General features: G+C 37.8%; 15 protein-coding genes. 13 read left to right on the top strand and 2 right to left on the bottom strand.

Annotated features, from left to right (window positions below; translation table 11 throughout):
- Positions 1-2: 2 nt before the first annotated feature.
- Together J0L69_10900 and J0L69_10895 are read right to left on the bottom strand one after the other, a co-directional pair.
- On the bottom strand, positions 3-1,454 hold the full coding sequence (locus J0L69_10900; protein MBN8693696.1) for a hypothetical protein: 1,452 nt from the start codon (positions 1,452-1,454) through the stop codon (positions 3-5).
- Entirely contained in the window at positions 1,455-3,545 is a 2,091-nt protein-coding gene (locus J0L69_10895; GenBank protein ID MBN8693695.1) for a tungsten formylmethanofuran dehydrogenase, read from the bottom strand. It abuts the gene before it with no gap.
- A gap of 160 nt (positions 3,546-3,705) precedes the next feature.
- On the opposite strand from J0L69_10895, the gene J0L69_10890 reads away from it, so the two are divergent.
- The 13 genes from J0L69_10890 to J0L69_10830 all read left to right on the top strand — a co-directional run.
- The gene (locus J0L69_10890) at positions 3,706-4,248 is read left to right on the top strand and encodes a C40 family peptidase (protein ID MBN8693694.1); all 543 of its coding nucleotides are present in this window, start codon (positions 3,706-3,708) and stop codon (positions 4,246-4,248) included.
- A gap of 61 nt (positions 4,249-4,309) precedes the next feature.
- On the top strand, positions 4,310-5,398 hold the full coding sequence (locus J0L69_10885) for a hypothetical protein (GenBank protein MBN8693693.1): 1,089 nt from the start codon (positions 4,310-4,312) through the stop codon (positions 5,396-5,398).
- 30 nt (positions 5,399-5,428) lie between these two features.
- On the top strand, positions 5,429-6,073 hold the full coding sequence (locus J0L69_10880) for an OmpH family outer membrane protein (GenBank protein MBN8693692.1): 645 nt from the start codon (positions 5,429-5,431) through the stop codon (positions 6,071-6,073).
- Between the two features lie 5 nt (positions 6,074-6,078).
- A complete protein-coding gene (locus J0L69_10875; GenBank protein ID MBN8693691.1) occupies positions 6,079-6,474 on the top strand; it encodes a nucleoside triphosphate pyrophosphohydrolase family protein in 396 nt (131 codons plus the stop codon).
- A 149-nt stretch (positions 6,475-6,623) separates the two neighbouring features.
- Complete coding sequence (locus J0L69_10870; GenBank protein MBN8693690.1) at positions 6,624-9,389, top strand: hypothetical protein; 2,766 nt, start codon at positions 6,624-6,626, stop codon at positions 9,387-9,389.
- 4 nt (positions 9,390-9,393) lie between these two features.
- Complete coding sequence (locus J0L69_10865) at positions 9,394-11,250, top strand: hypothetical protein (GenBank protein ID MBN8693689.1); 1,857 nt, start codon at positions 9,394-9,396, stop codon at positions 11,248-11,250.
- Position 11,251: 1 nt separating this feature from the next.
- Positions 11,252-13,678, top strand: coding sequence for a hypothetical protein (locus J0L69_10860; GenBank protein ID MBN8693688.1), 2,427 nt, complete (start codon positions 11,252-11,254; stop codon positions 13,676-13,678).
- Positions 13,679-13,680: 2 nt separating this feature from the next.
- Positions 13,681-15,756 (top strand): hypothetical protein, encoded by a 2,076-nt coding sequence (locus tag J0L69_10855; GenBank protein ID MBN8693687.1) that lies wholly within the window; start codon positions 13,681-13,683, stop codon positions 15,754-15,756.
- Positions 15,757-15,766: 10 nt separating this feature from the next.
- A complete protein-coding gene (locus J0L69_10850; GenBank protein ID MBN8693686.1) occupies positions 15,767-16,549 on the top strand; it encodes a gliding motility-associated C-terminal domain-containing protein in 783 nt (260 codons plus the stop codon).
- Between the two features lie 3 nt (positions 16,550-16,552).
- Positions 16,553-19,432 (top strand): gliding motility-associated C-terminal domain-containing protein, encoded by a 2,880-nt coding sequence (locus tag J0L69_10845; GenBank protein MBN8693685.1) that lies wholly within the window; start codon positions 16,553-16,555, stop codon positions 19,430-19,432.
- A 9-nt stretch (positions 19,433-19,441) separates the two neighbouring features.
- Positions 19,442-20,386, top strand: coding sequence for a type IX secretion system membrane protein PorP/SprF (locus J0L69_10840; protein ID MBN8693684.1), 945 nt, complete (start codon positions 19,442-19,444; stop codon positions 20,384-20,386).
- A gap of 41 nt (positions 20,387-20,427) precedes the next feature.
- Positions 20,428-23,109: an OmpA family protein gene (locus J0L69_10835; protein ID MBN8693683.1), complete on the top strand. Its 2,682-nt coding sequence runs from the start codon at positions 20,428-20,430 to the stop codon at positions 23,107-23,109.
- Positions 23,110-23,204: 95 nt separating this feature from the next.
- Positions 23,205-26,341, top strand: a 3,137-nt coding sequence (locus tag J0L69_10830) for a hypothetical protein (GenBank protein ID MBN8693682.1), incomplete at its 3' end; no start/stop codon positions are given.

The raw sequence follows: 26,341 nt of genomic DNA, 5'->3' as shown, positions 1-26,341 counted from the left end.
AGTTATTTGTTATTTAATTTAATGAGGATAAATTTATTATTACTAAATACCACATCAAGTGTTGGTGTTTGACGTGAAAAATAGGATTTTGAACTGTCGTCAGTCGCTTCAAGATTTACCAAAAAATAATCCGGTTTGAATTTTTCTATCTCTTTATCCATAACATTCTTAGCTGTCATTTCAACATTTACGTAAGTTTTGCGTCCTGTAAAATAAGTAAGCGCGCGAGGTTTACTAAACATGATGCTTGCGTCTTTTGGAATGTTCTCATTGATATATAAAAATGTTGCAGCAGCTTCGTAACTATATGGTCCTGGTAGAACGGTGTTGCCGGAAGAAAGAACTTGTAGTGATGGTTGTTTATAACAAAACAAGACCAAGATCCCCAAACTAGAAACTATGTAGTGCTTATATGGTACAATAACAAGCATAACGAACAATGCGTATGTCGCAAAAAACAAAATAAGTGGTATTACAGGTAATAGCATTCTAAATCCATAGTTGCTGTAATCATGAAGTAAAATTGAAATCAGATAAACACCAAAAAAGAATAGTAAAATGGTTGGTTTAAGAGGATTAGGTTTAAATATAAAAATTAAAATCCCAATTAAAGCTGAAAACACTATCCCATAGGAAACTACATAATTAAGAAACCCTTCATCATAGCAGGAGAAAAAATATTTTAATACAGAATAATTGTAATTGGCATTGACAGAAATGATTTCAAACAAGCTTTGTTTAACAGGGTTGGGATAATAGATAACCTTATGAGGAAATAAGAGGTAAAAGGCCCCGTAAAAAAAAATAGCTGAACCGGCAATCCATAAATCAGGTTTAATATGTTTTAAATCGTATTTTTTTTTACGATAATAGTTAATGCCTGTTTTATAAATCGTTTCGGAAATTAGGGCTATGAATAATACCCAACCAACTAATCGGATTTCAATCGCAAAGGCTAGAACAAAGCCCGTCAATAACAAAAACCAAATTTTTTTATTTTCCGACAGATAAAGTACAAAAAACAATAGTACAAAGGCTACGAACGGAAAGTCGCTCAAAATATCATTCTTAAATCCTAAACATAACGGATTATAGGCTATAATCATTGACAGTACTAATGCTGTCGGAAAATGAAACCATTTATTGAATAAAAGAAATGAAAAGTAAGCAATGCACAATAAAAAAAATGACATTAACAGATTAAGATTTTGAACATCAAATGATGTTAATGCAATAATAATAGGGAATCCGGGAGGATAAAAATTTGGACCAAGAACATAATTTGGATTCTCAACAAAATTGGTATAGGAGATTGGTCTTCCCTCTTTTATATTCTTTGCCTCTAAAAGATATTGAGCAAAATCGTCTCCCCAATCGTGTGTGTTTTTTATGTTAAAAAACAAAAGTGGCACTAGTAAAGCTATTACCACAATATGTTTTAACCATTCTTTCATTTAGTATGCTAATAATTGCACAATGGCCGACTCTACTTTGTCAGCGTTTGGCAACATGGTTCGTTCCAAAGTTGAATTAAGCGGAATGGCAGGAAGGTTTTCAGAACCGATCACTTTAACGGGAGCATCTAAATATTCAAAACAATTTTCGCTGATACGAGCTGCAATACTTTGCGCGAAGCCATTAAACACAGGCTCTTCGGTTAAAACTATGCAGCGTCCGTTTTTACGAACACTTTCAAAAATCATTTCTTCATCAACCGGGAAGATGGTTCTCAAATCAACAATTTCAACTTGACCTTTGAAATTTTTTGCTGCATTCTTCGCCCAGTAAACACCCATTCCATAAGTTATAACGGTTATCGCCTTACCACTTTCAGCTAAATCGTTATCCGATTGTTGAACATAACGACCTTTTCCAAATGGAATCACATAATCTTCATCCGGTTCAATGGTTTTAGCGTCTTCCGTACCTTTAATTTTACTCCAATACAAACCTTTATGTTCTAGCATAACCACAGGGTTTGGATCGTAATATGCGGATTTTAATAATCCTTTTAAGTCGGCACCTGTACTTGGATACGCAATTTTTATACCGCGAATATTCGCCAATACACTTTCAACAGAACTTGAATGATACGGTCCACCGCTGCCGTAAGCGCCAATTGGAACACGAAGTATCATGCTCACCGGCCATTTTCCATTGGTTAAATAACAAGAGCGGGCAACTTCCGTAAATAATTGATTTAAGCCTGGCCAAATATAATCTGCAAATTGCACCTCTACAATTGGCTTTAAACCTACAGCGCTCATACCAACAGTAGAGCCTACGATAAACGCTTCTTGTATTGGTGTGTTAAATACACGGTGATCTCCAAATTGCTGCGCTAAAGTAGCTGCCTCACGAAAAACACCGCCAAGTCGAGCGCCAACATCTTGTCCGTACAATAAACATTCCGGATGCTTAGCCATTAATTCACGGATGGCGAATAAAGCGCTGTCGACCATAACGGTCTTCTCCTTACCCACAGGTTCGCGTTGTCCTTTTTCTTCTGTAATTGGTGTAGGAGCAAATTCGTGCAATAATAAATCTTCCGGTTGCGGATCTTCGGCCGCTAAAGCTTTATGATAATCAGCCTCAACAAGTAATCGGGCTTCTGTTTCTATTTTTCTTAAATCTTGTTCGTCAACACCGGCCACCAACAATTGATTTCTTAAACGAGGAAGCGGATCACGTTTTGCTGCTTCTTCCAAATCATCGCGGTACCATTCTTTACGCACACCGGATGTGTGGTGATTTAATAATGGAACTTTAGCGTGTATAAGCATTGGTCGGCGTTCCTTACGGATGATGTCTAAACATTCTTTTACCGTATTGAACGATTGTGAAAAGTCTGTACCATCAATGGTACGTGTTTCTAATCCTTTAAAACCTTTAGCATATTCTGTAATATCCTGCGCACGAATCTCCTTTGCATTAGCTGAGATATCCCATTCATTATCCTGAACAAAATACAAAATCGGTAATTTTTTCAGTACCGCCATTTGGAATGCTTCGGCAATTTCTCCTTCTGTACAGGAAGCATCGCCTAATGAACAAACCGCCAATGGATTTTGTCCTTTGTAATCTTTAGCCATTTTGTTTTTCTCGAGATACTGTAAGCCCATCGCTATTCCTGTTGTTGGAATAGCCTGCATACCGGTAGCGCTGGATTGATGCGGAATTTTCGGCATGTTATCGCGACGTAAACTCGGGTGGGAGTAATACGTTCTTCCTCCCGAAAACGGATCGTCACGCTTGGCTAATAGTTGGAGCATTAGTTCATAAGGCTCCATACCTATGGCGAGTAAAATACTGTCATCGCGGTAATAGGCGCTCAGGAAATCCTGCGGTAACAACTGTAAGCCTAATGCAATTTGCACAGCTTCATGTCCGCGTGAAGTCGCATGAACATATTTTGCGGTTATTTCTTTATTGGCTTCGTATAATTCACTTAAGCTTTTGGCAGTGCACATAAGCTTATAAGCCTTAAATAAAATATCTGTGGTAATTTTTGTTTTCACAGTGGGTGATTCGAGGATGGTTGCCATTGTTAATATACAAGCCTTAAATATAAGAATTTATTTACTTTTTGTTCAGATGGAAAAGCCAAATTTATTGCGGGAAATCTCCCATTTGTTAACAATACAATGTATAAAATAAACAATCCTTCGAGGTTAGCGACGCTTAATAATGAAATAACTTCAAAATGTGATTAAGTATTTTAAAATAGTTCTGTTAATTGCCGTAGGAAGTTGGCTAATTGCTTGTCATTCTAAAAGCAAAACAAAAAGTACATCTGGTGAAAAACCAAAAACGGAAACGAATGTTTCGTCCTCAAAAATGAAGAATGTAGCCGATTTGCTTGGTGTAAAGGAGTCGGAAATTAAGAATGAAGATTTGTATAAATTCATTGCGGCCTGGTATGGCACCCCTTATAAGTACGGAGGCTGTGATATAAAAGGAACCGATTGCTCGTGTTTAACCATTAATCTATATCAGAAAGTATTTAAGAAAAATTTACCCCGTACAGCCGATGAAATGATGAAGATGTGTGATAAGTTGAGTTCCTCGAAAGTGGAGGAGGGTGACATGGTATTCTTTAAAATTGAAAGTAAGCATGTTACTCACGTAGGAGTCTATTTGAAAAATAATAAGTTTATACATGCCTCTACAAAGAAAGGAGTGATGATAAGTGATTTAAATGAACCGTATTTCAAGAAATACTTTTACACATTTGGCCGGTTAAAATAGATTGGAAGGATTGCAGTTAAAAATATTCACGCGATTAAAGCTAATTAAGTCTGTTCTTGCTTTGGGGTTATTATTTTCCATTTTATTTTCTCATAATTTATGGGCCGGACAAAGATGGTTTCCAACTTGTTCTTTAATTCAGGATTTTTATGTAGCCCCTCCTTATGATTACATTTTATTTGGTCTCGAAATTGTTCTTTTGTTGTTGTTGCTTATTGCGCCGCAAACAAGGCTGTATATATTTTTAGTATTAGTATTGCATATAGTTTGGATTTTACTGGATCAAAATCGCTTACAACCTTGGTTCTACATTTACAGTATAATGCTTCTAGTTTTGTTTTTTTATAACTGGCGAATAGATAATGTAAACAATTACTATTCTTTTTTTATAATCCTTCAAATATGTTTAGCGGCTGTATATGTTTATAGTGGACTTCAGAAATTAAATCCTGCTTTTATTCAAGAAACTTATCCTTGGTTTATCAAACCTTTACAAGCTGTTTTTAGTGAGCGTCAAATGATTTCGTTAAATAAAACAGGGTATGTTATTCCATTTTACGAAATTGCTTTAGGACTTATGTTACTCATTAAACCTATACGTTATATCGCAATACCAATGACAATTTGTTTGCATTTGGCAATCGTTATTTTAATGGGTCCGCTTGGTAATAATTATAATTCGGTGGTATGGCCCTGGAATATTTTCATGATTCTTTTAGTGATATTGCTCTTTTCGGGTAAAACAACCGAGCGGTATTTTGCCATTTCACATTTATTTAAGTTGCCGGTATTTTATTTGGTGCTTGTATTGTTTTGGATAATGCCGGCATTCAATTTATTTAACAAGTGGGAAACCTATTTATCTTTTTCGCTTTATTCAGGCAACAATCACGATGGCAAAATTATTTTGAGTAATAAAGCTTATGAAAATTTACCTTTATACATAAAGCATTATGTGAAAAGAGAAAGTGATATATATATATTATATCCTAAAAGATGGTGTTTAGAGGAGTTAAATGCACCCATGTATCCTGAGCGCCGCATCTTTGATAAAGTAACATACCATTTGCAAAAGCTCACATCAACCTCTGCCGAGGATGTAAAACTTGTTTATATCGAGAAGCAAAAAATCTTTGCAGGCCAACCGTAGCTTGGTATATTTGTCCTTTAATTTATTCTTATGAAAAATATTTTATACGCGGTGATAGCCGTATTAGCATTGTGTATTGGTGTGCTGTTTTATCAGGTACAAGATTTAAAAGCAAAAGTTTCCGGTGATGTAAAGCCGAAGGGAAATGTAGAAACTGTAAAAAAGCCGGTTGTGATGGATGCTTCATCAGAAAAATTGCCTGAAGCCAGAATCGCTTTTGTAAATATTGATACGCTGAATGAGAACTATCTTTTTATAAGCGATTACGTAAAAGTTTTAAAAAATAAACGTCTGGCTTTAGAATCGCAATTGGAAAGTTTGAGTATTAAATTCCAACAGGATTATGAATCGGCGCAGCAATCCGCGCAGTCAGGAATTATGCCTCCGGCCGAATTGGAAAATAAAAAACGCGACCTAGAGAGACAGCAAAGAGAACTCGAAAATAAGCAAATTCAAATGGATAAATTGGCGATTGAGATGCAAGAAAAAAATGAGGAATTACAACAGCAGGTTAAAGATTTTTTAATTCGTTTTAATGATGGGAAGTACGATTATATCATGGCATATACGAATACAGTACCTACAATTTTATTGGCCAATCCTAAGTTAGAGATTACCGCTCAAGTATTAGATGCGCTTAATACGGAATATAAAAATAAGAAATCAGGTAAATAATTATCATGTCGAAATTATACGAAAAAATTAAGTCAGTGGAAGAGTTCCACGATGTTTTCCAAATAGGAAATGCTAAGAGCATTACTTTAATCAGTGAACGTGATTACACTTTGCGTTATAATCTTATTAAGGAAGAAAACGAAGAATATTTGGAGGCTTGTAAAAATGGAGATATACACGAGATAGCCGACGCCTTGGGCGATCAATTATATATTTTGTTTGGCACCATTTTAAAACATGGACTCCAGCATAAAATCGAAGAAGTGTATGACGAAATTCATAGAAGTAATATGAGTAAGTTGGATGAAAAGGGTCAGCCCATCTTTAGAGAAGACGGTAAAATTTTAAAAAGCAATTTGTATTTTAAACCCAATATTAAATCGGTTTTGGACGCAGAATAAATCCTGTTTTTTGCCCTATAAATGCCCTTAAAATAGCGACCAATTTGGTCGCTATTTTTATTTGTTAAAGTTGTAATTGATTGTTTTTCAACATACTGAGCCTTTTGTCTTTATGCGTTTATTTAGTATCTTTAATAAATTTTTAAAGAATGAGATATCATATACTTTTAACCTTCGTTTTCATTTCATTTTTTGTAAAGTCACAAGCACCGCAGTCTATAAATTATCAGGCCATCGCGCGTGACGCGGGTGGTAATATTGTTACAACATCTATTGGAATTAAATTTCAGATCTATCAGGGTAGTGTTGGAGGAACTTTAGTTTATGAGGAAACTAATACAGCAACACCAAGTAGTGCCGGTGTTTTTAATGTTGGAATCGGATTAGGTGTTCCTGTTGTAGGTAATTTTTCAACTATTGCATGGGGAAGCGGCCCGTATTTTTTGCAAGTTAGTATCGACCCGACCGGAGGAACATCCTACTCAACTGTTGGTTCAGCACAGCTAGTCTCTGTTCCATATGCTTTATTTGCCGAGAAAGCCGGAAATGCCACCAATTATTCAGCAGGAAACGGAATATCTATTTCATCAGGTAGTATTACAAACTCGGCACCTGATCAAACGGTTACCTTAAATGCCGCAGGTATAACAACCGTTAGTGGAACCTATCCTAGTTATACAGTTAATGTTGATTCGCCAAAATTGAATTATAACACCGGTACAAGTGAATTAACAATTACTCAGGGAGGAACTTCATCAACAGCTACACTTTCCGGCTCCGGTAGTAATACAGTGAGTATGATAGGAACCGGCATCGCAAACGTTTCACCCGCAGGGGCAGGAAGCAGTTTTACTGTAAACGTGCAATCACCGGTAATAACCGGACAAGGAGCAACTATGGTAATGGGCACTTGGCCTAATTTCACCATTACGTCAACTAGTACGACTTATTCGGCCGGTGCTGGAATTTCAATTGCTTCGGGTTCTATCATTAACACAGCACCTAATCAAACAGTATCCATTACAGGTGCAGGTTCAACAACTGTTACCGGAACCTACCCGAACTTTACAATAGCAGCTCCTTTACCAACTGTAACACCTGCACCTAATTTTATCGGACAAGGAACTGCAACCGTTACAACAGCGGCAAATAATCATACGATTAACGTTGCTCCTGTTGGAATGAGCTTCACACCTGCGACCGGAATTTTAAGTTATTCTCCCGCACCGGGAGTTAATTCACTAAATATTAGTCCAAATGTTACGTTCACCAATAATGTTTTAACTGTAGGGTCTAACACCACAACAATTGGTGGAACCGGACTTTGGAGCAGACTAACCGCTACTGCGACTACACTCTCAAATACTTCTGATTATGTTGGAATAGGAACAACTTCTCCAACAGAAATATTACAGGTACAAAGTGGAGCGAATGCAGATATTTCAATCGTAGCCACCGGTTCTAATCGTGCAACTTTGAACCTTGGTTCAAATGTAAATCATTTTTTAGGAGGAATTAGTTACCATACAGGAACTAATAATATGTCATTTACCAGTAACAATATTCAGAATCGTTTATTCTTTGACCAAAGCGGAAGAACAGCCATAGGTTATACAACTACGGTTTCTGAATTAGATGTGAATGGTAGTTTGCGTTTAGGAGGAAGCCGTATATTTTTAGGAGCCGTAGGGGGTATTAATTCAGGTTATACCGGAATTTATGAATCAAGTAGTGATTTGAAATTCGCCGTATTTAGCTCAGGTGCCCCATCTAATGCACCTTTTGCAAGTGGAAACTCTTTAGATGCTGTGACTATCAAAAACACAACAGGAAATGTTGGTATTGGAACAACGTCCCCACAACAGAAGTTGGATTTAATTGGTTATTTAAGAATTGCTGCCGGTAATTTATCGGCCGATGAAGGTTGGTTGATTGCAACACCATCACCAGGCATTTCATTATTAAAAGCAGGAGGAAGAGGAACCACCGAAATGAGAATTGAACAACCCAATGTGGCTCCAATGGCATTTTATACTTCAGGAATCGACAGAATGCGGATTAGCTCTGGTGGTAGCGTTGGTATTGGAACCGGCACTAATACACCAAACGGTAAATTGGAAATTACAGACGCTTCAATGAATGGTTCTTCCTTATTAGTTACAAGTAATAATGCGGGTGCTATTGATGCCGGCGCTGCCATTTTTAATTCAACCGGACAAAGAAGTATTGGTAATAGTGCAGTTATTGTAAATAATCTTGTTACAAAGGCAGGAGGTTCAGGAAGTACTAAAATAGGATTACAAGTTAATTCAACCGGTTCTTGGGCACCAACAACGGGTCAGCCCAACGTGGGAATAAAAGTTTTAGCGACCGGTGCGGATTTAAATTATGCTTTGCAGTTACAAGATGGCTCTCAAGGTGCCGGCAAAGTGTTAACCTCTGACGCTGTCGGTAATGCAACTTGGAAAACTAATCAAATTGCTTTTTTTGCCGGAGCACACCCAACTAGTGGTACAAGCACGGCTTTGGCAAATAATACTACGCTTACACTTTTACTTAACTCAGGTGCATCTACTTTTGCTTTTAATCAAGGTGGTGCATATACAGCTGCGACAGGTCGTTTCACAGCTCCGATAGGTGGTGTATATCAGTTTAATGCAAATTTGGTATTTGCAGGGGGGACTTCTCCATTTTTTACAATTAAACTAAAGCATAGTTCAGGTGCTACTATTATTGAGCATAACGGATCTTTCAATAGTATTGCGGCTAACTGGTATTCCGGCAACCTGCATGCAAGTGTTCATCTTAATCCGGGAGAATATGTTTTTATTGAAGTAAGCACAGGTACAGGAGGTGGTTGCAGTATCTATCACGATAAGTCTTCTTTTAGCGGACATTTAGTTTATGCAGATTAGTTTTATGAAATTTAAATTATCCATATTATTTTTATTATTTGTGAGTTTGTCATTTTCACAAACTCCACAAGTCATAAATTATCAAGCCATCGCGCGGGATGCCGGTGGAAATATTGTCACCAATTCTATTGGGATTAAATTCCGAATTCTTCAAGGAAGCACCAGTGGCACTTTGGTGTATGAAGAAACGCATACTTCAACTCCGTCATCGGCCGGAATATTTAATGTAGGTATTGGGGCCGGTACGGTTGTTAGCGGAAATTTCTCGACCATTAATTGGCAAAACTCACCTTATTACTTAGAAGTAAATATCGATCCTGCAGGAGGTACAAGTTATTCTACAATCGGAACGACTCAATTGGTTTCTGTTCCTTACGCATTGTATGCCGAAAAAGCCGGTAATGCAACAAATTATTTGGCAGGAAACGGTATTTCAATTTCTTCAGGAAGTATTACTAATTCCGCCCCCGACCAAACTGTTACTCTTGCACCGGGAACGAATGTGAGTGTTAATGGAGCCTATCCAAACTTTACAGTTAATTCAACGCCTTCCTTAGCAATTACCGGAAACAGTTTAAGTATAAGTGGTGGTAATGGTGTCTTAATTCCAAGTAGTGGTACATTCGTTGCAACTCCCAATACGAGCATAACAACTACCGGGAACGCAACCGTAACAACAACGGGTACGAATACTTTTAACATTGCAGTTGCACCGCAAACATTAAGCTTATCTGCCGGTGTTTTGAGTATTTCAGGTGGAAATGCAGTGACATTACCAACTGCACCCATTACAACAATAACCGGCGGAGGTCTGGCAACAGTTACACCAACAACCGGTTCAAATTTTAATGTAACGGTTCCGGCACAAACATTATCCTTAGGAGGGAACATTCTTGGCATATCAGGTGGTAATTCCGTTACCTTACCTGCACCGCCGGCTCAAACAATAACAGGCTCAGGTATTGCTGTGGTTACCCCAACTGTAGGGAACAATATGAATATCAATGTACCCGCACCTTCATTCACAGGTACGAATGGTGTTACTGTTTCAGGTTCTTATCCCGCATTTTCAATGGGAATTAGTTCAACCGGCACTAGCACTGCATGGAATACCAATGGAAATACCGCAACCAATGGTTCTGTAAATTTTATTGGAACTACCGATGCACAACCTTTAAATTTCAGAACCAGTAATAGTACACGTGTATTCATTTCTCCAACAGGAGCTGTAGGTATTGGGAATATTGCGCCATCTGCACCTCTTGATGTCACAGGTAAGACAATCACTGATAGTATTCAGATTAGCGGTTCAGGTACTCCAACTACAGGAGCCGTTCTTGTATCGCGTGATAATATCGGAAATGCGAAGTGGTCGGCAGGCATAAGTTTTAGAGGTGAGTTTGCTCCTGCAACACCAATTGCCATTTCAACCGTAGTCCAATCCAATATCGGTAATACAGCAGGTGGTTATTCAAGTGGTGCAGTTTTTAATTATGCACCAACAGGTGGAATTTCTTTCTTAACCAGCGGCATGCGGTTTACAGTTCCTGAAACAGGTGTCTATTTTTTAGAGGCTTCATTAATGGTGGCCATTAACTCATCTGCCACAGGTAATAATTATGTTGCCCTTGAAATTTATAATTCAACAACCGCAACCATTTTATCACGAACTATGCAATCAAATCCTGATAATGCAAGCACAATGAATACAGTTTTGAAAACCGGCACCGCCTATACTCTTACAAAGAACGATATTATTATTTTGCGCGTAATGGGATCAACTGCCACAGCTGGAACAATTTCCAACGCGTATCCGCAAACGAATAAAATGGATTATTTCACCGGCTATTTATTAAGATAGAATGAAAAGAGTTTTACTATTACTAATTGTTTTTTTATCACTTGGTGTTTTTGCTCAAGCACCGCAGGTGATAAACTACCAAGCCATTGCTCGTGATGCTGGCGGAAATATTGTCACCAATTCAATCGGGATTAAATTCCGAATTCTTCAAGGAAGCACAAGTGGAACTTTAGTATATGAAGAAACGCATACAACGGCTCCTTCAACAGCCGGAGTTTTTAATGTTGGGATTGGTGCCGGATCGGTTGTAAGTGGTGCGTTTTCCGGAATACTTTGGCAAAACGGTCCATATTTTTTAGAGGTAAGCATAGATCCTGCGGGCGGAACCAGTTATTCTGTTGTGGGAACTACCCAATTGCTTTCGGTTCCTTATGCTTTGTATGCAGAGAAGGCGGGGAACTTAAACTTAAGTATCGGAAACGGTTTATCACTTACATCGGGTACATTAAGTAACTCCGCACCTAATCAAACTGTAAGCATCACTTCAGGATCGAACATTGCAGTTTCCGGCTCCTATCCTTCCTATACAATTTCTAGCACAGGATCGGCATCTACATCCGTTCCGAATACAAGTGTTACAGGTACAGGAATCGCAACTGTAACAGCAGCCGGAACAAACACATTTAATGTGGCTGTTCAAACGCCTAGTTTAGTTGGGGTAGGCTCGACAACCGTTAGTGGGGTATTTCCATCTTATACTATCAGCACTCCTGCATCAGGCGTTAGCGGCTGGTCAATATTAGGGAATGCAGGAACTACTGATGGTACCAACTTTGTGGGAACAACGGATAATCAGCCACTCAATTTGAGAGTAAATAATGTAAAGGCAGGACGTGTAGATACAATTGGAAGAACGCATTTAGGCTACAAGGCAGGATTATCCAATACGGATTTGGGTTCAACTGCTGTAGGATATCAAGCTTTAATGGCCAACACAACCGGTACTGCAGGCGCGGCTTATGGATTTAATGCTTTAAGAAATAATACAGCCGGATTCGAAAATGCGGCATTTGGCTATAATAGTTTATTGGCTAACACATCCGGTAATTATAATTCGGCCTTGGGCGCCTATGCCTTACAAAATAATAACAGTAGCGATAACACTGCTATGGGAAATTGGACAATGCGAAATCTTTCTACCGGATTCGCCAACACTGCTGTTGGTTCGCTAGCCATGTTGGGGGCAACAACAGGCTCGTATAACGCTGCTTATGGTTATTCTGCTTTATCCTCTAATGGAGGAGGTCTTTTCCAAAATGCTTTCGGATACAATGCTTTAAAAAATAATAATGCCGGCTTTAATATTGGAATCGGAGCTGAGGCATTAATAGGTTCTACCTCAGGTACAGCTAATGTTGGAATCGGTAATGCAACTTTTTCTACTAATGTAAATGGAATAAATAATACCGCTGTTGGTTTTGCCGCCGGACAATTTAATAATGGTTCTGGTAATCTTTTTTTAGGGTACAAAGCAGGTCAAAATGAAACGGGTTCTAATAAATTTATCATTGCAAACACACCAACAACTAATTTAATTTATGGTGATTTTGTAAGTGAACGAATTGGTTTAGGAACTACAACACTTTCTTATAAATTGCATGTTGTTGAAACAAATTCCAATGCTGCTATTGGGGCCATCAATAATTATAATGCTACTGCTGTTGGCTCCTCTCATGGAATATTCGCTTCTGCAAGTAATCCTAGTAATTCATCTGCCGCGGTTTATGCCACTCATTCCGGAGGAGGAAATGGGGTTTCAGGAATTAGTACCGCCACTACATTTACAGGAACGGCCGGCGTTTATGGCTTAACATTGGGAACAGGAACAACTAACATTGGTGTACAAGCCGATGCGACTGCCGGAAATTCAATTGGAATGTTTGCGCATAGTTTTAACACCCATACCGGTATTGCGTTTTTAGCAAGAAAGGATGCCAGCGCAGGAAGTGGTATAGTAGCTCGTATAGAGAATCAAGTAGCTACCAATACAGCAGATGCTTTGTTTTCATCTACAAATGGACAAGGTGCAGCGGTGCATGCAGCTTCCGGACCTGGCGCTACTTCAGCCTTAGCGTTATTGTTAGAAGCAGGTCACGTAGCTTCTATTGGTACTGTACCAACAACAACTGTTATTACTTCTTTAGTTGGCGGAACAGCAACACTTCTTTCCACATCTACAGATGTTGCCGGAAGACTCACAATAAACTTTGGAACCGGTCCATTTACCGCTGCAACATACGCCGGAGTGGTTTTTAATAAACCTTATACGGTTGCACCAATTGTTATTTTAACTCCAACATCAGCTTCTGCCTCTCAAGCAAATTTTCACGTAACTTCTACTACCACCGGATTTACCATCACTTATAATACTGCGCCAGGCGCTAGTACAGTACACAGTTTTAATTATATAGTGATAGAAACAAAATAACTATGAGAAAGTTTATCATATTAATATTATGTGCAATTAGTTTGGGAATGTTTTCCCAATCTCCAAACTTAATTAATTATCAAGCTATAGCGCGTGATGCAAGTGGTACTATCATTGCTTCTGCAAATATTGGTCTTAAATTTAAAATCATTCAAGGTACACCAACAGGCAGTGTATCTTATGAGGAAACCAATACCGCAACTTCAAGTTCGTCGGGTATATTTACTGTTGCCATTGGCGCCGGAACTCCTGTGAGTGGTTCTATGTCAACAGTGGATTGGGCGAATGGCCCTTATTATATTGAAGTGAGTGTTGATCCTGCGGGAGGAACATCTTATTCTGTTGTTGGTGTTTCACAATTATTATCAGTACCATATGCTTTGTATGCCGCAAAAGCCGGAGGAGGTTCAGCGATGCCTACCGGTACAACAACCGGTCAAACTATGTATTGGAATCAATTAGGAAATAAGTGGGAGGTAGATAATAATTTATCAAATAACGGTAATAAGGTGACCATTGGAGATCCGTTTATCACAAATAATAAATTAAAAGTAGTAAGTTATAGCGGGGCAGATAGCTCCGCCATTTTAGCTTATAAAGCAAACAGTAACGGCAATGCGGCGGCCGTTAGAGGTATAGCATCAGGAAACTCGGCTAATTCAGGTTCCATTACAATTAACCCGATTATGGGAGGACATTTTGTTGGATACAATGGAAATAATTCGGGAACAGCGCTTGGTGTGCTAAGTCAGGGTACTTCTCCGTCGGGTGATGCGGTAGGTTTAGTTGCAATAGGATCTTCTAGCTCAACTGCATCAGGAATCTCTGTAGGTTTATACGCTACAGCTGTCGGTACCAATACTTATAATTCATACGCCGCTATTTTTGAGAAAGGAAAAGTAATTATTCGCGACTCCTTGCAATATGATATTGCAGGTTCGGTTGGTGATGTTTTGGTTCGCGGTGTAGGAGGAAAAGCATATTGGGGAGCTGGTGGCGCTGGTCCTTGGGTACGCAATTTAATTTCAGGAAGTCAAAATGTGCAGTTTAACACAAATTCTGATTTATTAAACATTGGTTTGCCAAGCGGTATTTCTGCTAATGAAAAAGTTCATATTCATAATACAAGCGGCGACGCTTATATAAATCTATCTACGTCGAGCAATTTCGGCCGTGTTGGTTTAGTGTTTGGAGAGAGCACAAATTGGAGCCATGCCTTTATGAGTTTTGATAATTCTAACAATAACTTATCTTACCGTGTTGGCGGAAAATTAGTCTTGAATCATGAAGGGAATATTGGCTCATTGCATTTAGGAAAAGTACCACCGTCAGCTTCTTCTTTGTCTAAGCTTGTTGTATACGATTCAGTTTTAACTGCGGGCTCACGTCCGATTTTGAAACTGGTTAATTTATCAGGTTCAGGTACCGGTCCTGCCGGAATGTTTTTAGGAGAAGGAACGGGGAGTGGTGTTGGATTGGGATATATAAAACTCGGTGTACAAGAATACTTCCGCATAAGCGACCCTTCACTTGTAACAAATCATTATTTTACTTTTAAGAAAACAGGCGAATTTTATCCCGGCAGTGATGGTGTTGCTACAGGTTTGGGTTTTATCAAGGGAGGACCCGGAGCAACGAATGATTTAATTGTAAGTGGACCATCACAAGCCAGTATTGTTTTTGACGGACATCTAAAAGCTGCGGGACCAACTCCAACAGTTTCAGTAAGTACATCCGGCACAAACTTAACATCATTCCCTTTTACGGCAACATTAACCGGAGGAAATAACAATGATATTAAAGGAAGTTTAAGAGCTGTTAATACGTTTTCTTTAGTGTTTCAAATGTATTCATCTTCATCGGATGAGCTCTCCATGACTGTTCTTTTCAATCGCCCTTATGCAAATCCTCCAACAGTAGTGGTGAGTCCAAAAAACGACATTATGGGTCTTACTTATTTTACAACCATCATGGCCGGTAACGCGGGTTTTGTGATTCATGTAAGAAATCAATCTAATTCAGGTGTGCCGGTTAATACAGCTACGCCATTTGAATTTAATTATATAGTAATTGAATAAATTAATGATAATGAAGAAAAAAGTATTTTCAATAATGCTAGTTTGTTTGGGCTGGAGTTTTATTTCTCTCGCACAACCAACAATAAGTAATAAGGTCATCAATTCGGCAGGAGGAGAAGGTACTGCCGGAACTACTACCATTTATTATAATATTGGTGAAACTGTTATCAATACCATAAATAGTTCTTCTAATACGATAACGCAAGGTTTTTTACAACCCGATGTATTAGGCAATTTTGGTTTGAGTGTTACTACCGCAATCAATCATGTGAGTTGCGTGGGTAAAACAGATGGAGCCATTGTTCTAACACCTACGGTTTCGGGTATTAGTACTGCAGTAACTCCAAGTTATCAGTATTTCTGGACGCCATCTACGCTTTGTTCAACTAACGATTGTCAGAGTGTAAGTAATCTAAACGCTGGGGTATATTCGGTGACCGTTATAGCGACTTTTGGAACAAAATCAGATACCGTTGAAGTTAATAATATTACTATCAACGACAGTACAGAGCCATGTTTGTTGGAAATTTTTAATGGTGTAACACCAAATGGTGATAATAAAAACGACTTTTTCTTTATTGGGAATATAGATCAGTATCCGAAGAATTCAGTTCGAATTTATACAAGATGGGGACAAATTATTTTTGAGATGGATGGGTATAATAACGCAGATAGAAAGTGGAGTGGGGTAGCCAACGGTCAAGTCGTTGCTTCAGGAACTTATTTTTACGTAATTGATTTAGGTAATGGTTCCAAGCCTATTAAAGGCTGGATTGAATTATTAAATAAATAATTGATGAAATATATTTATAGTATAATATTTGTTTTAATAGCTATAATTACGCTTAATGGGCAAAGTGTATTCAATTCAGGAGGATTTTGTTTTAGTACTGAAGAATACCCATCTTCAACAGCCGGTTTTTGGTCAAAATCTGTAATTAGTGATTTTGATGGTGATGGTAAAATGGATTTCATGGCTTTACATTTCTCTAATAATGATGTGGAGGCATACAGAAATACGGGAGGGATTTTCCCAACCTTTACCTTGTCATATTCAAATTCAATTCCGTCACCAAATTCATTTAATGGAGTTGATTTTGCTGTAGGTGATTTTGATGGCGATTCAAAACCGGATTATGCCATTATAGATACAAGTTTTACAATTTCAATTTATAAAAACATCAGCACTATTGGTACAATTAGTTTTACCAATGTAGCTACATTTGTTTGCAAAGTCCCCGCGGGTCCGCAATATACTTCTCCTTCAGTTCATCTCGAAGCTGGTGATTTTGATGGAAACGGACAAGTTGATTTAATTGAAATGGCCTATGATCAAAATGCGGCAATTGGAGCTATAGGATATAAAATTAAGTTTGTACCAAACAACGGAGGTTTTGTTTTTAATACAACTAATCCTGTTTATACAGGTTTCAACACAAAGAGTATAAAAGATTTTGGTGGGCATTTTGAATATGCAATGGCCGATTTAAACGGAGATTCAAAAAAGGATTTTGTTGTTTCTTTTCATGATTTTTCGGGAAATGATACGGTTTCTGTTTTAAGAAATAATAGCAGCGTTGGTAGTTTTGCTCTTACGGAAATAAAAATGCCTGTTACAGGAATTTCCGGCAATTATGTAAAGCGTGTTTATGTTAAGGATATGAACGCGGATGCTAAACCTGATATTTTGTGTTTATTTGAAAACGCGGCAGGACAACAAAGTATTCGTTTCCACTACGCAACTACAACGCCATTTTCATATAGCTCCGCCGCCCTTAATTACAATTTGCCATTAGGCGCTTCTTGTGAATACTTCGAAATAGATGATTTAAATAATGATGGGAAGAACGAATTAATTGGTAGAATTAATTGGGGCGGAATTGCTTTATATGTAGGAAAGAGTAATTCTGTCCCTTACTTTGATACAATAACTAATACATTACCCTATTCAGTTGGCCCTCAATTCACACATATTTATGATTTTAATGGAAACGGGTATAAAGATTTTATTTTTAATCCGGGAGAAGTGGATGGTGGAGATTCTCAATTAATTTACATCAGTAATAAATCGTATTCGTTAAGTATTTCTCCATTAAATCCTTTTTTCTGTTCACCTGATTCAGTGCAACTCACTGCCACAACAAATAATACTTCCACTGTAACATATAATTGGTCAACAGGCGACACTACCGTGACTAATTGGATCACTACTTCAGGCTCGGTTTCTGTAACCTATTCAATTAATTTTGGAACTGTATCTTGTTACATTAAATCCGATACAATTAACGTTGCAGGTTACAACCCAACACCCTTAACAACTACAGCCGTTGCCGGTTTAGTTTGTTCAAATGCACCTGTAACTCTTAATGCAAGCGGCGCCGTAACTTATACGTGGCAGCCCGGGAATTATAATGGTGCTTCTCCTGTTGTAAATCCGCCGGCAAATTCATATACGGTTTATGGTACAGATGCTAACGGTTGTAAAACAAGTACAACTATGTCGCTAAACGTTATCGGTGCACCAACAGTGGCTATTAGTTCTAATACTCCAACTATATGTCAAGGTACTATTGCTGTTCTGACAGCATCAGGAGCCGCAACCTATACTTTGCAGCCCGGTGCTCAAACCGGAAGTTCTTTTTCAGTAAACCCGCTAATTGCAACTACCTATACAATAAATGGTGAATCAACAACAGGATGTAAGGATGATGAAGTCATTACGATTAATGTGAATCCTGCACCAACCATCTCTGCAAATCTTACCGGAACAACAATATGTAGTGGACAAAGCATAGGTTTAAACGCTTCCGGTGGAGTTAATTATTTATGGTTGCCTGGGAATTTAATAGGAGCAGCGCAAACAGTTTCTCCTGCTTCAACAATAACATACACTGTTTACGGAATTGATGCCATAGGTTGTGGTAATTTCGATTTAGTGAATGTAACGGTCGTTAACACTCCTACATTATCGGTTACTAGTTCTAGTAATACAGTTTGTAAAGATGATATGGTAACGCTTAATGCAAGCGGTGCCGGAACTTATACGTGGGAGCCGGGTGGCTATACAGGTGCTTCGGTAGGAATTTACGTCAGTGCTAATACGGTGTTTACTGTCACCGGATCATTAGTAGCGGGATGTGATGCAGTTGATTTTATCACCGTAAACGTTTGGCCAAGTAACTTTAATGCTGTAGCTTCCTCTACTACTATCTGTAACGGACAATCAGTAACCTTATCGGCAACCGGTGCTATCACTTATACCTGGAGTAACGGTAGCAATGATAGCTCAATTGTAGTAAGTCCGGTTACTGCAGAAACTTTTATGGTAGATGCGATTGATTCGTATGGATGCAAATTTGTACAAGCAATTAATGTGGAGGTTGATCCATTATGTGAAATTACAGTGTTTAATGGCTTAACACCAAATGGTGATGGGAAAAACGATGTTTTCTTTATTAAGAACATTGATCAGTACCCAAATAACATGGTGCGCATTTTCAATCGTTGGGGTCAGGTGATATTTGAAGCTGAAAATTACGATAATGTAAACAGAAAATGGAATGGTAATATGTATAACAACGGAGTGAATGCTCCTGCCGGCACATATTATTATTTAATTGATTTAAAAAACGGTAATGAACCATTAAAAGGATATATAGAACTAACATTGAAATAAGAAGTGAATATGAAGAAGAACTTGATTTTAATATTAATTATTGCAACTGTAAAAACCTTTGCGCAGCAAGACCCTCAATACAGTTTGTATCAGTTTAATCAATTGGTAATTAATCCGGGTTACACAGGAGCTCGCGATGCTATTGCAATTGTTGCAGATGTAAGAAAACAATGGGCAGGAATCGACGGCGCGCCAACCACAGCAGCTTTCAGTGTGCATAGTCCGATTATGAATAATAAGCTAGGTGTAGGCTTAAATATTGTAAGCGATAAAATCGGAGCGAAAACAGTTAGCGCATTTTATGGTAACATTTCTTATATCTTAAAGATCGGAAATACTACAAAGTTAGCTTTTGGAGCACGCGCCGGGTATGCTATGTATAAATTCAATTTTAATGAAGTAAAGTATAAGGATGCCGATGAAACAGCATATACGGATTTAAATAATGCCAATAGAGGTTCATTAGATGTGGACGCCGGATTATACCTGCGCACCAATAAATTCTTTGTTGGCTTAAGTGCCACTCACTTAAATAACGGGCAAATTTATAAAGGGAATTTCCAGGCTTTAGATACCAATGGTGTTACCAATGATTATTCGGTAAGTTATGTATTGCGTCCTCATATGTTCTTAACAATGGGATATTCTTTTGTAATCAATGAAAACTTTTTGTTCGCGCCTTCATTAATGGTAAAGACGGTGAGAGGAAGAACTTCAGCAGATTTAAATCTGAATTTCTTTGTAGCCAAGCGTGTTTGGTTAGGTGGTTTTATTCGTCAGGGTTATGGTTTTGGAGCCTTGTTTCAGGTGTACGCTACCAAACAATTACGTATAGGTTATGCGTTTGACGCTGGCTTAGGAAAACAAAGAGTTTTAGGTAGTGCACACGAAATCATGTTAGGTTTTGATTTTGGAAAGTATAAATCAAAAATGGTGTCACCACGTACTTTATAAAAAAATAATATTACAATTTTAAAAATAGAAACAGAGATTATATGAGTAGGAAGTTCTTAGTAATAGTTACACTGGTATTAGCAACGGGAGTTATAATGGCGCAAAAGGGTAAAGCGGATGCGTATTATTCCAAAGGATTGTATGCGAAAGCAATTCCGTTGTATGTAAAAGCATCTCAAAAGAATGGACCGGATAAGCAAGATGCCTTAGTTAAGCTGGGTGATTGCTACCGTCTATTAAATGAATTTAAAAAGGCAGAAAGCAGCTATAAGCAGGCGGTGGATCTTAAAGGTAACTTACCTGCTGATGTTCATTATCATTATGGGTATGTTCTGAAGACAAATAATAATTATAACGAAGCCCTGAATCAGTTTTATGCTTATCTAGAGGAAAAACCAAATGATTCTAAAGCAAAAAATGCTATTCGTTCATGTCAGCAAATTAAATATTGGCAAACTAAAGCTATTGAGTACGAAATAAAAAATGTGGAAGGCATCAATACACCTCGTTCAGAGTTTAGTCCTGCTATACTTGATAATAAAATTGTTTTTGTGGGTGAAAAGCAAGCTGATTTTATTGAATATCCTATAGATGAAGCAAACGGACAACCTTATATGAATGTGTTTATATCTAAAGTGGATGTAGATAAATCAAAAGGCCAAAAATCATTCAGTAGTAAAATTAATACGAACTATCATGATGGTCCGGTTAATTTTAGTGCAGACGGAAAAACACTTTTGTTCACACGAGTTGAATATATTACAAAAAAGAAAGACAAGGACTTTGTGAACCGAGCAAAGATTTATTTTGCAAACGGAAAAGGCACTAATTGGTCAAAGATCAAACCATTTCAATACAATAGCGATGCTTATTCTGTAGCGCATCCATGTTTAAGTGCGGATGGTAATTATTTGTTTTTTACTTCTGATATGCCGGGAGGACAAGGTGGGAAAGATTTGTGGTATTGTAAAAAGAATGGTGATGGATGGGATAAGCCCGTGAATTTAGGATTTGATATTAATACAAGTGGCGACGAAATGTTCCCTTACATGCGTAAAGACGGAACCTTGTTTTTCTCTTCGAATGGCTTAGCCGGATTTGGAGGATTGGATGTTTTCTCAGCGAAGGAAAAGGAAGGTAAATGGATTGTGAGCCGTAATGAAAGTATGTTATTAAATAGTCAGGCTGATGATTTTTCGATATGTTTCTTGAATGATTCAACCGGATACTTTACTTCTAACCGTGAAGGTGGTAAGGGTAAAGATGATATTTATTGGTTTAAATACACAAATAAATACATTAGTGTCAACGGAACCATTTTATTAACTGAAAACATCAACGATCCTGCTAAAAATGTGAAAGTGTATTTGTTGGGTCAGGATGAGAAAAAAATGGATTCAACACGTACCGATCAAAAGGGTTATTTTGAATTCAAGAATTTAGATTCAGATAAGAAATATTTAGCGGCAGTTGATTCTGATGATCCTATGTTCAAAGATAAGGCACGTTTTTACATGGCAAACTCAAATGGTGTTATTTCACGTGTAACTAATAATGTAAACGGAAATAAATACGCCTTTAAAAATTTACCTTTAGATCCGAATGGATTGCCTGATTTGTATGCGGATGGTGATTTAACACTTGCCGGTAACTTATTGTTTGGTGAAAATCCAAGTAAGCCAATTAAGAATGCAAAAATCAGCATAACAAATAAATCGGGCGATGTTATAGAGACGACAACTACAAACGAATTCGGTGCCTTTGCTTTTAGAAGCCTTCCTTCCGACCAGAATTATATCATCAGTTTAGTAGAGTCGGATTTGGAATTCCCTTCTAATACTAAAATTACCTTAACAAATAAAAGCGGAAAGGAAATTAAAAGCTTCTTTACCGGTCAGGGTAAGTTTAAGTTTAATGTGTTAGCAAGTGAAAAAGTGATGTTAACCGATCTGGATGTAAGCGATGCTGATTTAATTATGCAGCTTTATGGTTATGTTTACGATCAGGATAAAAAACCGTTTGGTAATGCAAAACTCAAATTGTATAACACCAATAATGAATTGAACCAAACAATTACTACTGATGGAAACGGTAAGTTCGAGTTTAAAAATCTCAAGGCAAACTTAGATTATTTATTCGATGTGGATGAATCTGATTCTCGTTTGGCAAATATTAAGAAGTTATACATCGCAGATAACAAAGGAAGAATTTATAAAGAGCTCATAAAAACCTTAAAAGGAAAGTTTGAGTTTAAAGTATTGTCGGTTGATAAAGTGGCTATGGGAGAATATACAGTTGATGATCCATGGTTACAGGTTTTAGAAATGAAGAACAAAGCCAAACAGGATAGTATTAATTCAATTACCATTGTAGAAAACATTCTATATGCTTTCGGTGACCATAAATACGATGCAGCCGGACAAAAAGTATTGGATAAGGTAATTGCTGTAATGTTATCAAATCCGAACTTAATGGTTGAATTAAGCTCTCATACCGATTCTCGCAGTAGTGATCAATTTAATTTGGCATTATCTCAAAAACGCGCTAAAACAGCTGTTGATTATATGATTGCAAAGGGCGTTGATAAAAAAAGATTAAAGGCGGTGGGTTACGGCGAAACAAGACTGCTGAATAATTGTTCTAATAATGTAGAATGTTCGGATGAAGAACACGCAAAGAACAGACGAACCGAGTTTAAAATTGTTGAGGCGCCAAAATTATAGCTTAACGTCTTTTAACATATTAAAAAGACTTTGGCAAAATAATTGGTATGAAAAGCACAGATTCTTTCTGTGTTTTTTATTTAAAACTTAGTACTATGAAAAAAATATTTACAATCATTTTTGTTTTAGCTGTAGCTGAATTGTTTTCTCAATCTATAAGCTATAAATATAATTCCTGGCGATTTGGATTAAATATAGGCGGGATGTGGCAAACATCCGACGTAAGAAGTACAGCCGGTGTAGCAGGAGGTTTTACTCTTGAAAAAGGACTTTTCGAAAAACCCGAGAACTTTTTTAGTCTGGCAATACGCGGACGTGGTCTTTTTGGGAATACATATGGATTGGATTCAAAAAGAAATTATAATGTATCAAACAATCCTTCATTAAACGGAACGTATGACCCTAATATTAATTACGCCGATACAAGTTTAAAAGTGCCTTATGTATATAATAATTATTTAACACAAGTAAGTGAAGGTGCTCTCGAGTTGCAAATAAGTTTTAATCGCTTGCGCGAGAAAACACGCGTCATCTTAAATCTATGGGGAGGAGTAGGGATTGCAGGATTTAGAGCTAAAACAAATTTAACGAATGATGGTTTAATGTATAATTATGCTTTAGTTGATTCTACGGGCGGTTCATCATCAATTCTTTCAAGTCATAAAAACTTATTGGATAAATCATATGAGTCGTATGCGAACGGAAGTAAGCGTGGTGATTTAATTACGTTTGCTCCATCGGCAGGAATTGGATTAGGTTATCAAATCTCGAGAGGATTTGCCATTGTTTATGAATACAAAATAACCTGGCCAATGGGGGCGAATGCCGACTTTATGGATGGAATTGTAGGTAAAAACAATTATTTCATTGTCGGAAGTAACGATTACTATCACTATACCGGATTGAACTTGTTATTTACATTAGGAAAAGGTAAAACCAAAACTACTTCAACTACAAATAATAATTATGTTCCGCCTCCAACTAATTCATTAACCACTCAGCCAACAAACACGGTACAAACTATTACTAATACGAATGCGCAACAGGTAAATCCTCCAATTGTGAATTTTGTAAATCCATCCGTTTCTCCTTACAGTGAACAACGTTTAGAGTCGTATAACGTGTTGGCAAACGTATTCAATGTAACAAATTCTTCTCAGGTGTTTGTAACCGTGAACGGTGTACCGGTAAATAATTTCAGTTTCTCGGGTAAGGATGTGAATTTTGAAGCGCTATTAGTACCGGGTAATAATACAGTTACAGTAAAAGCAACCAATAAGGCAGGTACAGATTCTAAAACAACCATCATAAGTTTAGCAGGGCAACCACCGCAGATTGTTTACACCAAACCTGCCGCTAATCCTTATTTAACAACGGTAGCAGAAACAGAAGTGAATGCCACCATTTATAATGTGAAATCCAATTACGATGTAACAGTTAAGTTCAATAACTCGCCATTAAGTAATTATTCTTATAGTACCTTAAACGGACAATTCTCTGTAATGTTACCACTTCAAAAGGGAAGTAATGTTTTAGAGATTAATGCTGTAAATAAATTTGGTAGCGACAATAAATTAATGGTGATTAATTATAATCAACCAATCGCTGTTGGTACAAATACGGGTGTAACAACACGCCCTGTTAAGGTAACCATAACAAACCCTGCCACTTCACCTACCAAAGTAAATTCGCCTTCCTACAATGTTGTATCAGTGGTTACCGGTGTAACTTCAGCTGCTCAAGTTACCGTTTCATTAAATGGAGCTTCAATTCCGTTTAACTATAATGCAGGAAATGTTACTTTTCCGGTAAATCTTATGCAAGGCAATAACAGCATTGTTGTAAGCGCTAAGAATAGTGTTTCTGCCGATGCGAAATCTGTTATTATTAATTATGAGATTATTAAGAAGTCTCCGCCCCCTTCAGTTGTTATAACAAATCCTCAGCCATCACCATACACTACAAGTGCATTAACTTATCTGTTTAAAGCAACTACCAATTTCATTGATAATGCATCACAGGCGGAGGTTAAATTTAACGGCGCCATTGTAAGCAATTTTATTTACAATGCAGGTTTTATCGAATATAATGCCACACTTAATCCGAATAGTAATAACCTATTTGAAGTAAAAGTGACTAATCCGAATGGTTCTAATACGGCAAGTGCCATTGTAAAACACGAGCAAAAGGTAATCGGACAAACAACTCAAACAATGGTTATCTGTCATCGTACAGGTAGAATTTCGTACGAGACCATAACAATTAATGTGAGTGAATGGCCGCAACATCAGGCACACGGTGACTACGAAGGTGCTTGCAAGCCGGTAAAAGATCCGGGTCAAGTTGAAGATGCGGATATTGTTATTTGCCACAACGATGGTAATGGAGGAAAACAAACAATTACAATTAAGCAAAGTCAGTGGGCACAACACCAGGCGCATGGCGATGTTCAGGGAACATGTCCTAAAGTGGTAAACGCGGAACCTGTATTTGATCCGGATATTGTGATATGTCATATTGAGTTAACAGGAGAACCAATTACTATGACTATTAAAGAAAGTCAGTGGGCACAACATCAGTCCCATGGTGATTCAAAAGGTCCTTGTCCGAAAGCAGTAGGAAATACGAATAACACAACTCCTGATCCTGATATCGTGATTTGTCATAATGATGGAAATAACGGTAAGCAAACACTGACAATTAAACAAAGTCAATGGTCACAACACCAGGCGCACGGAGATGAAATGGGAGTTTGTCCGCGAGTTTCACCTCCTGCAGAAGAAAAGAAGATAACAATTTGCCATATTCCTCCTGGAAATACTGCTAATCCTCAAACTATTGAAATTCCTGAAAGTGCATGGCCGGCACATCAGGCTCATGGCGACTACAATGGTATTTGTAATACCAGTGGAAGTATGGGCGGTGGATTCCCTAACGGAAATACAGGTGGCGGCAATAATAATTCGGGAGGAGGAAACACTCCCGAAAAGAAAATAACAATTTGTCACATTCCTCCCGGAAACGCAGGCAATCCTCAAACGATTGAGATTCCTGAAAGCGCATGGCCGGCGCATCAAGCTCACGGCGATACTAAAGGCGAATGCGCTCCTTCTAACAATAACAACAATAACAACAGTGGAAACAGTGGAAACAGTGGAAACAGTGGAAACAGTGGAAACAGTGGAAACAGTGGAAACAGTGGAAACAGTGGAAACAGTGGAAACAGTGGAAA

The sequence above is a fragment of the Bacteroidota bacterium genome (genome assembly GCA_017303905.1).
Classification (GTDB): domain Bacteria; phylum Bacteroidota; class Bacteroidia; order B-17B0; family Aurantibacillaceae; genus JAHEYG01.
The sequence above is the reverse complement of the archived record's forward strand: the minus strand, read 5'-3'. Positions and strand labels throughout refer to the sequence as shown.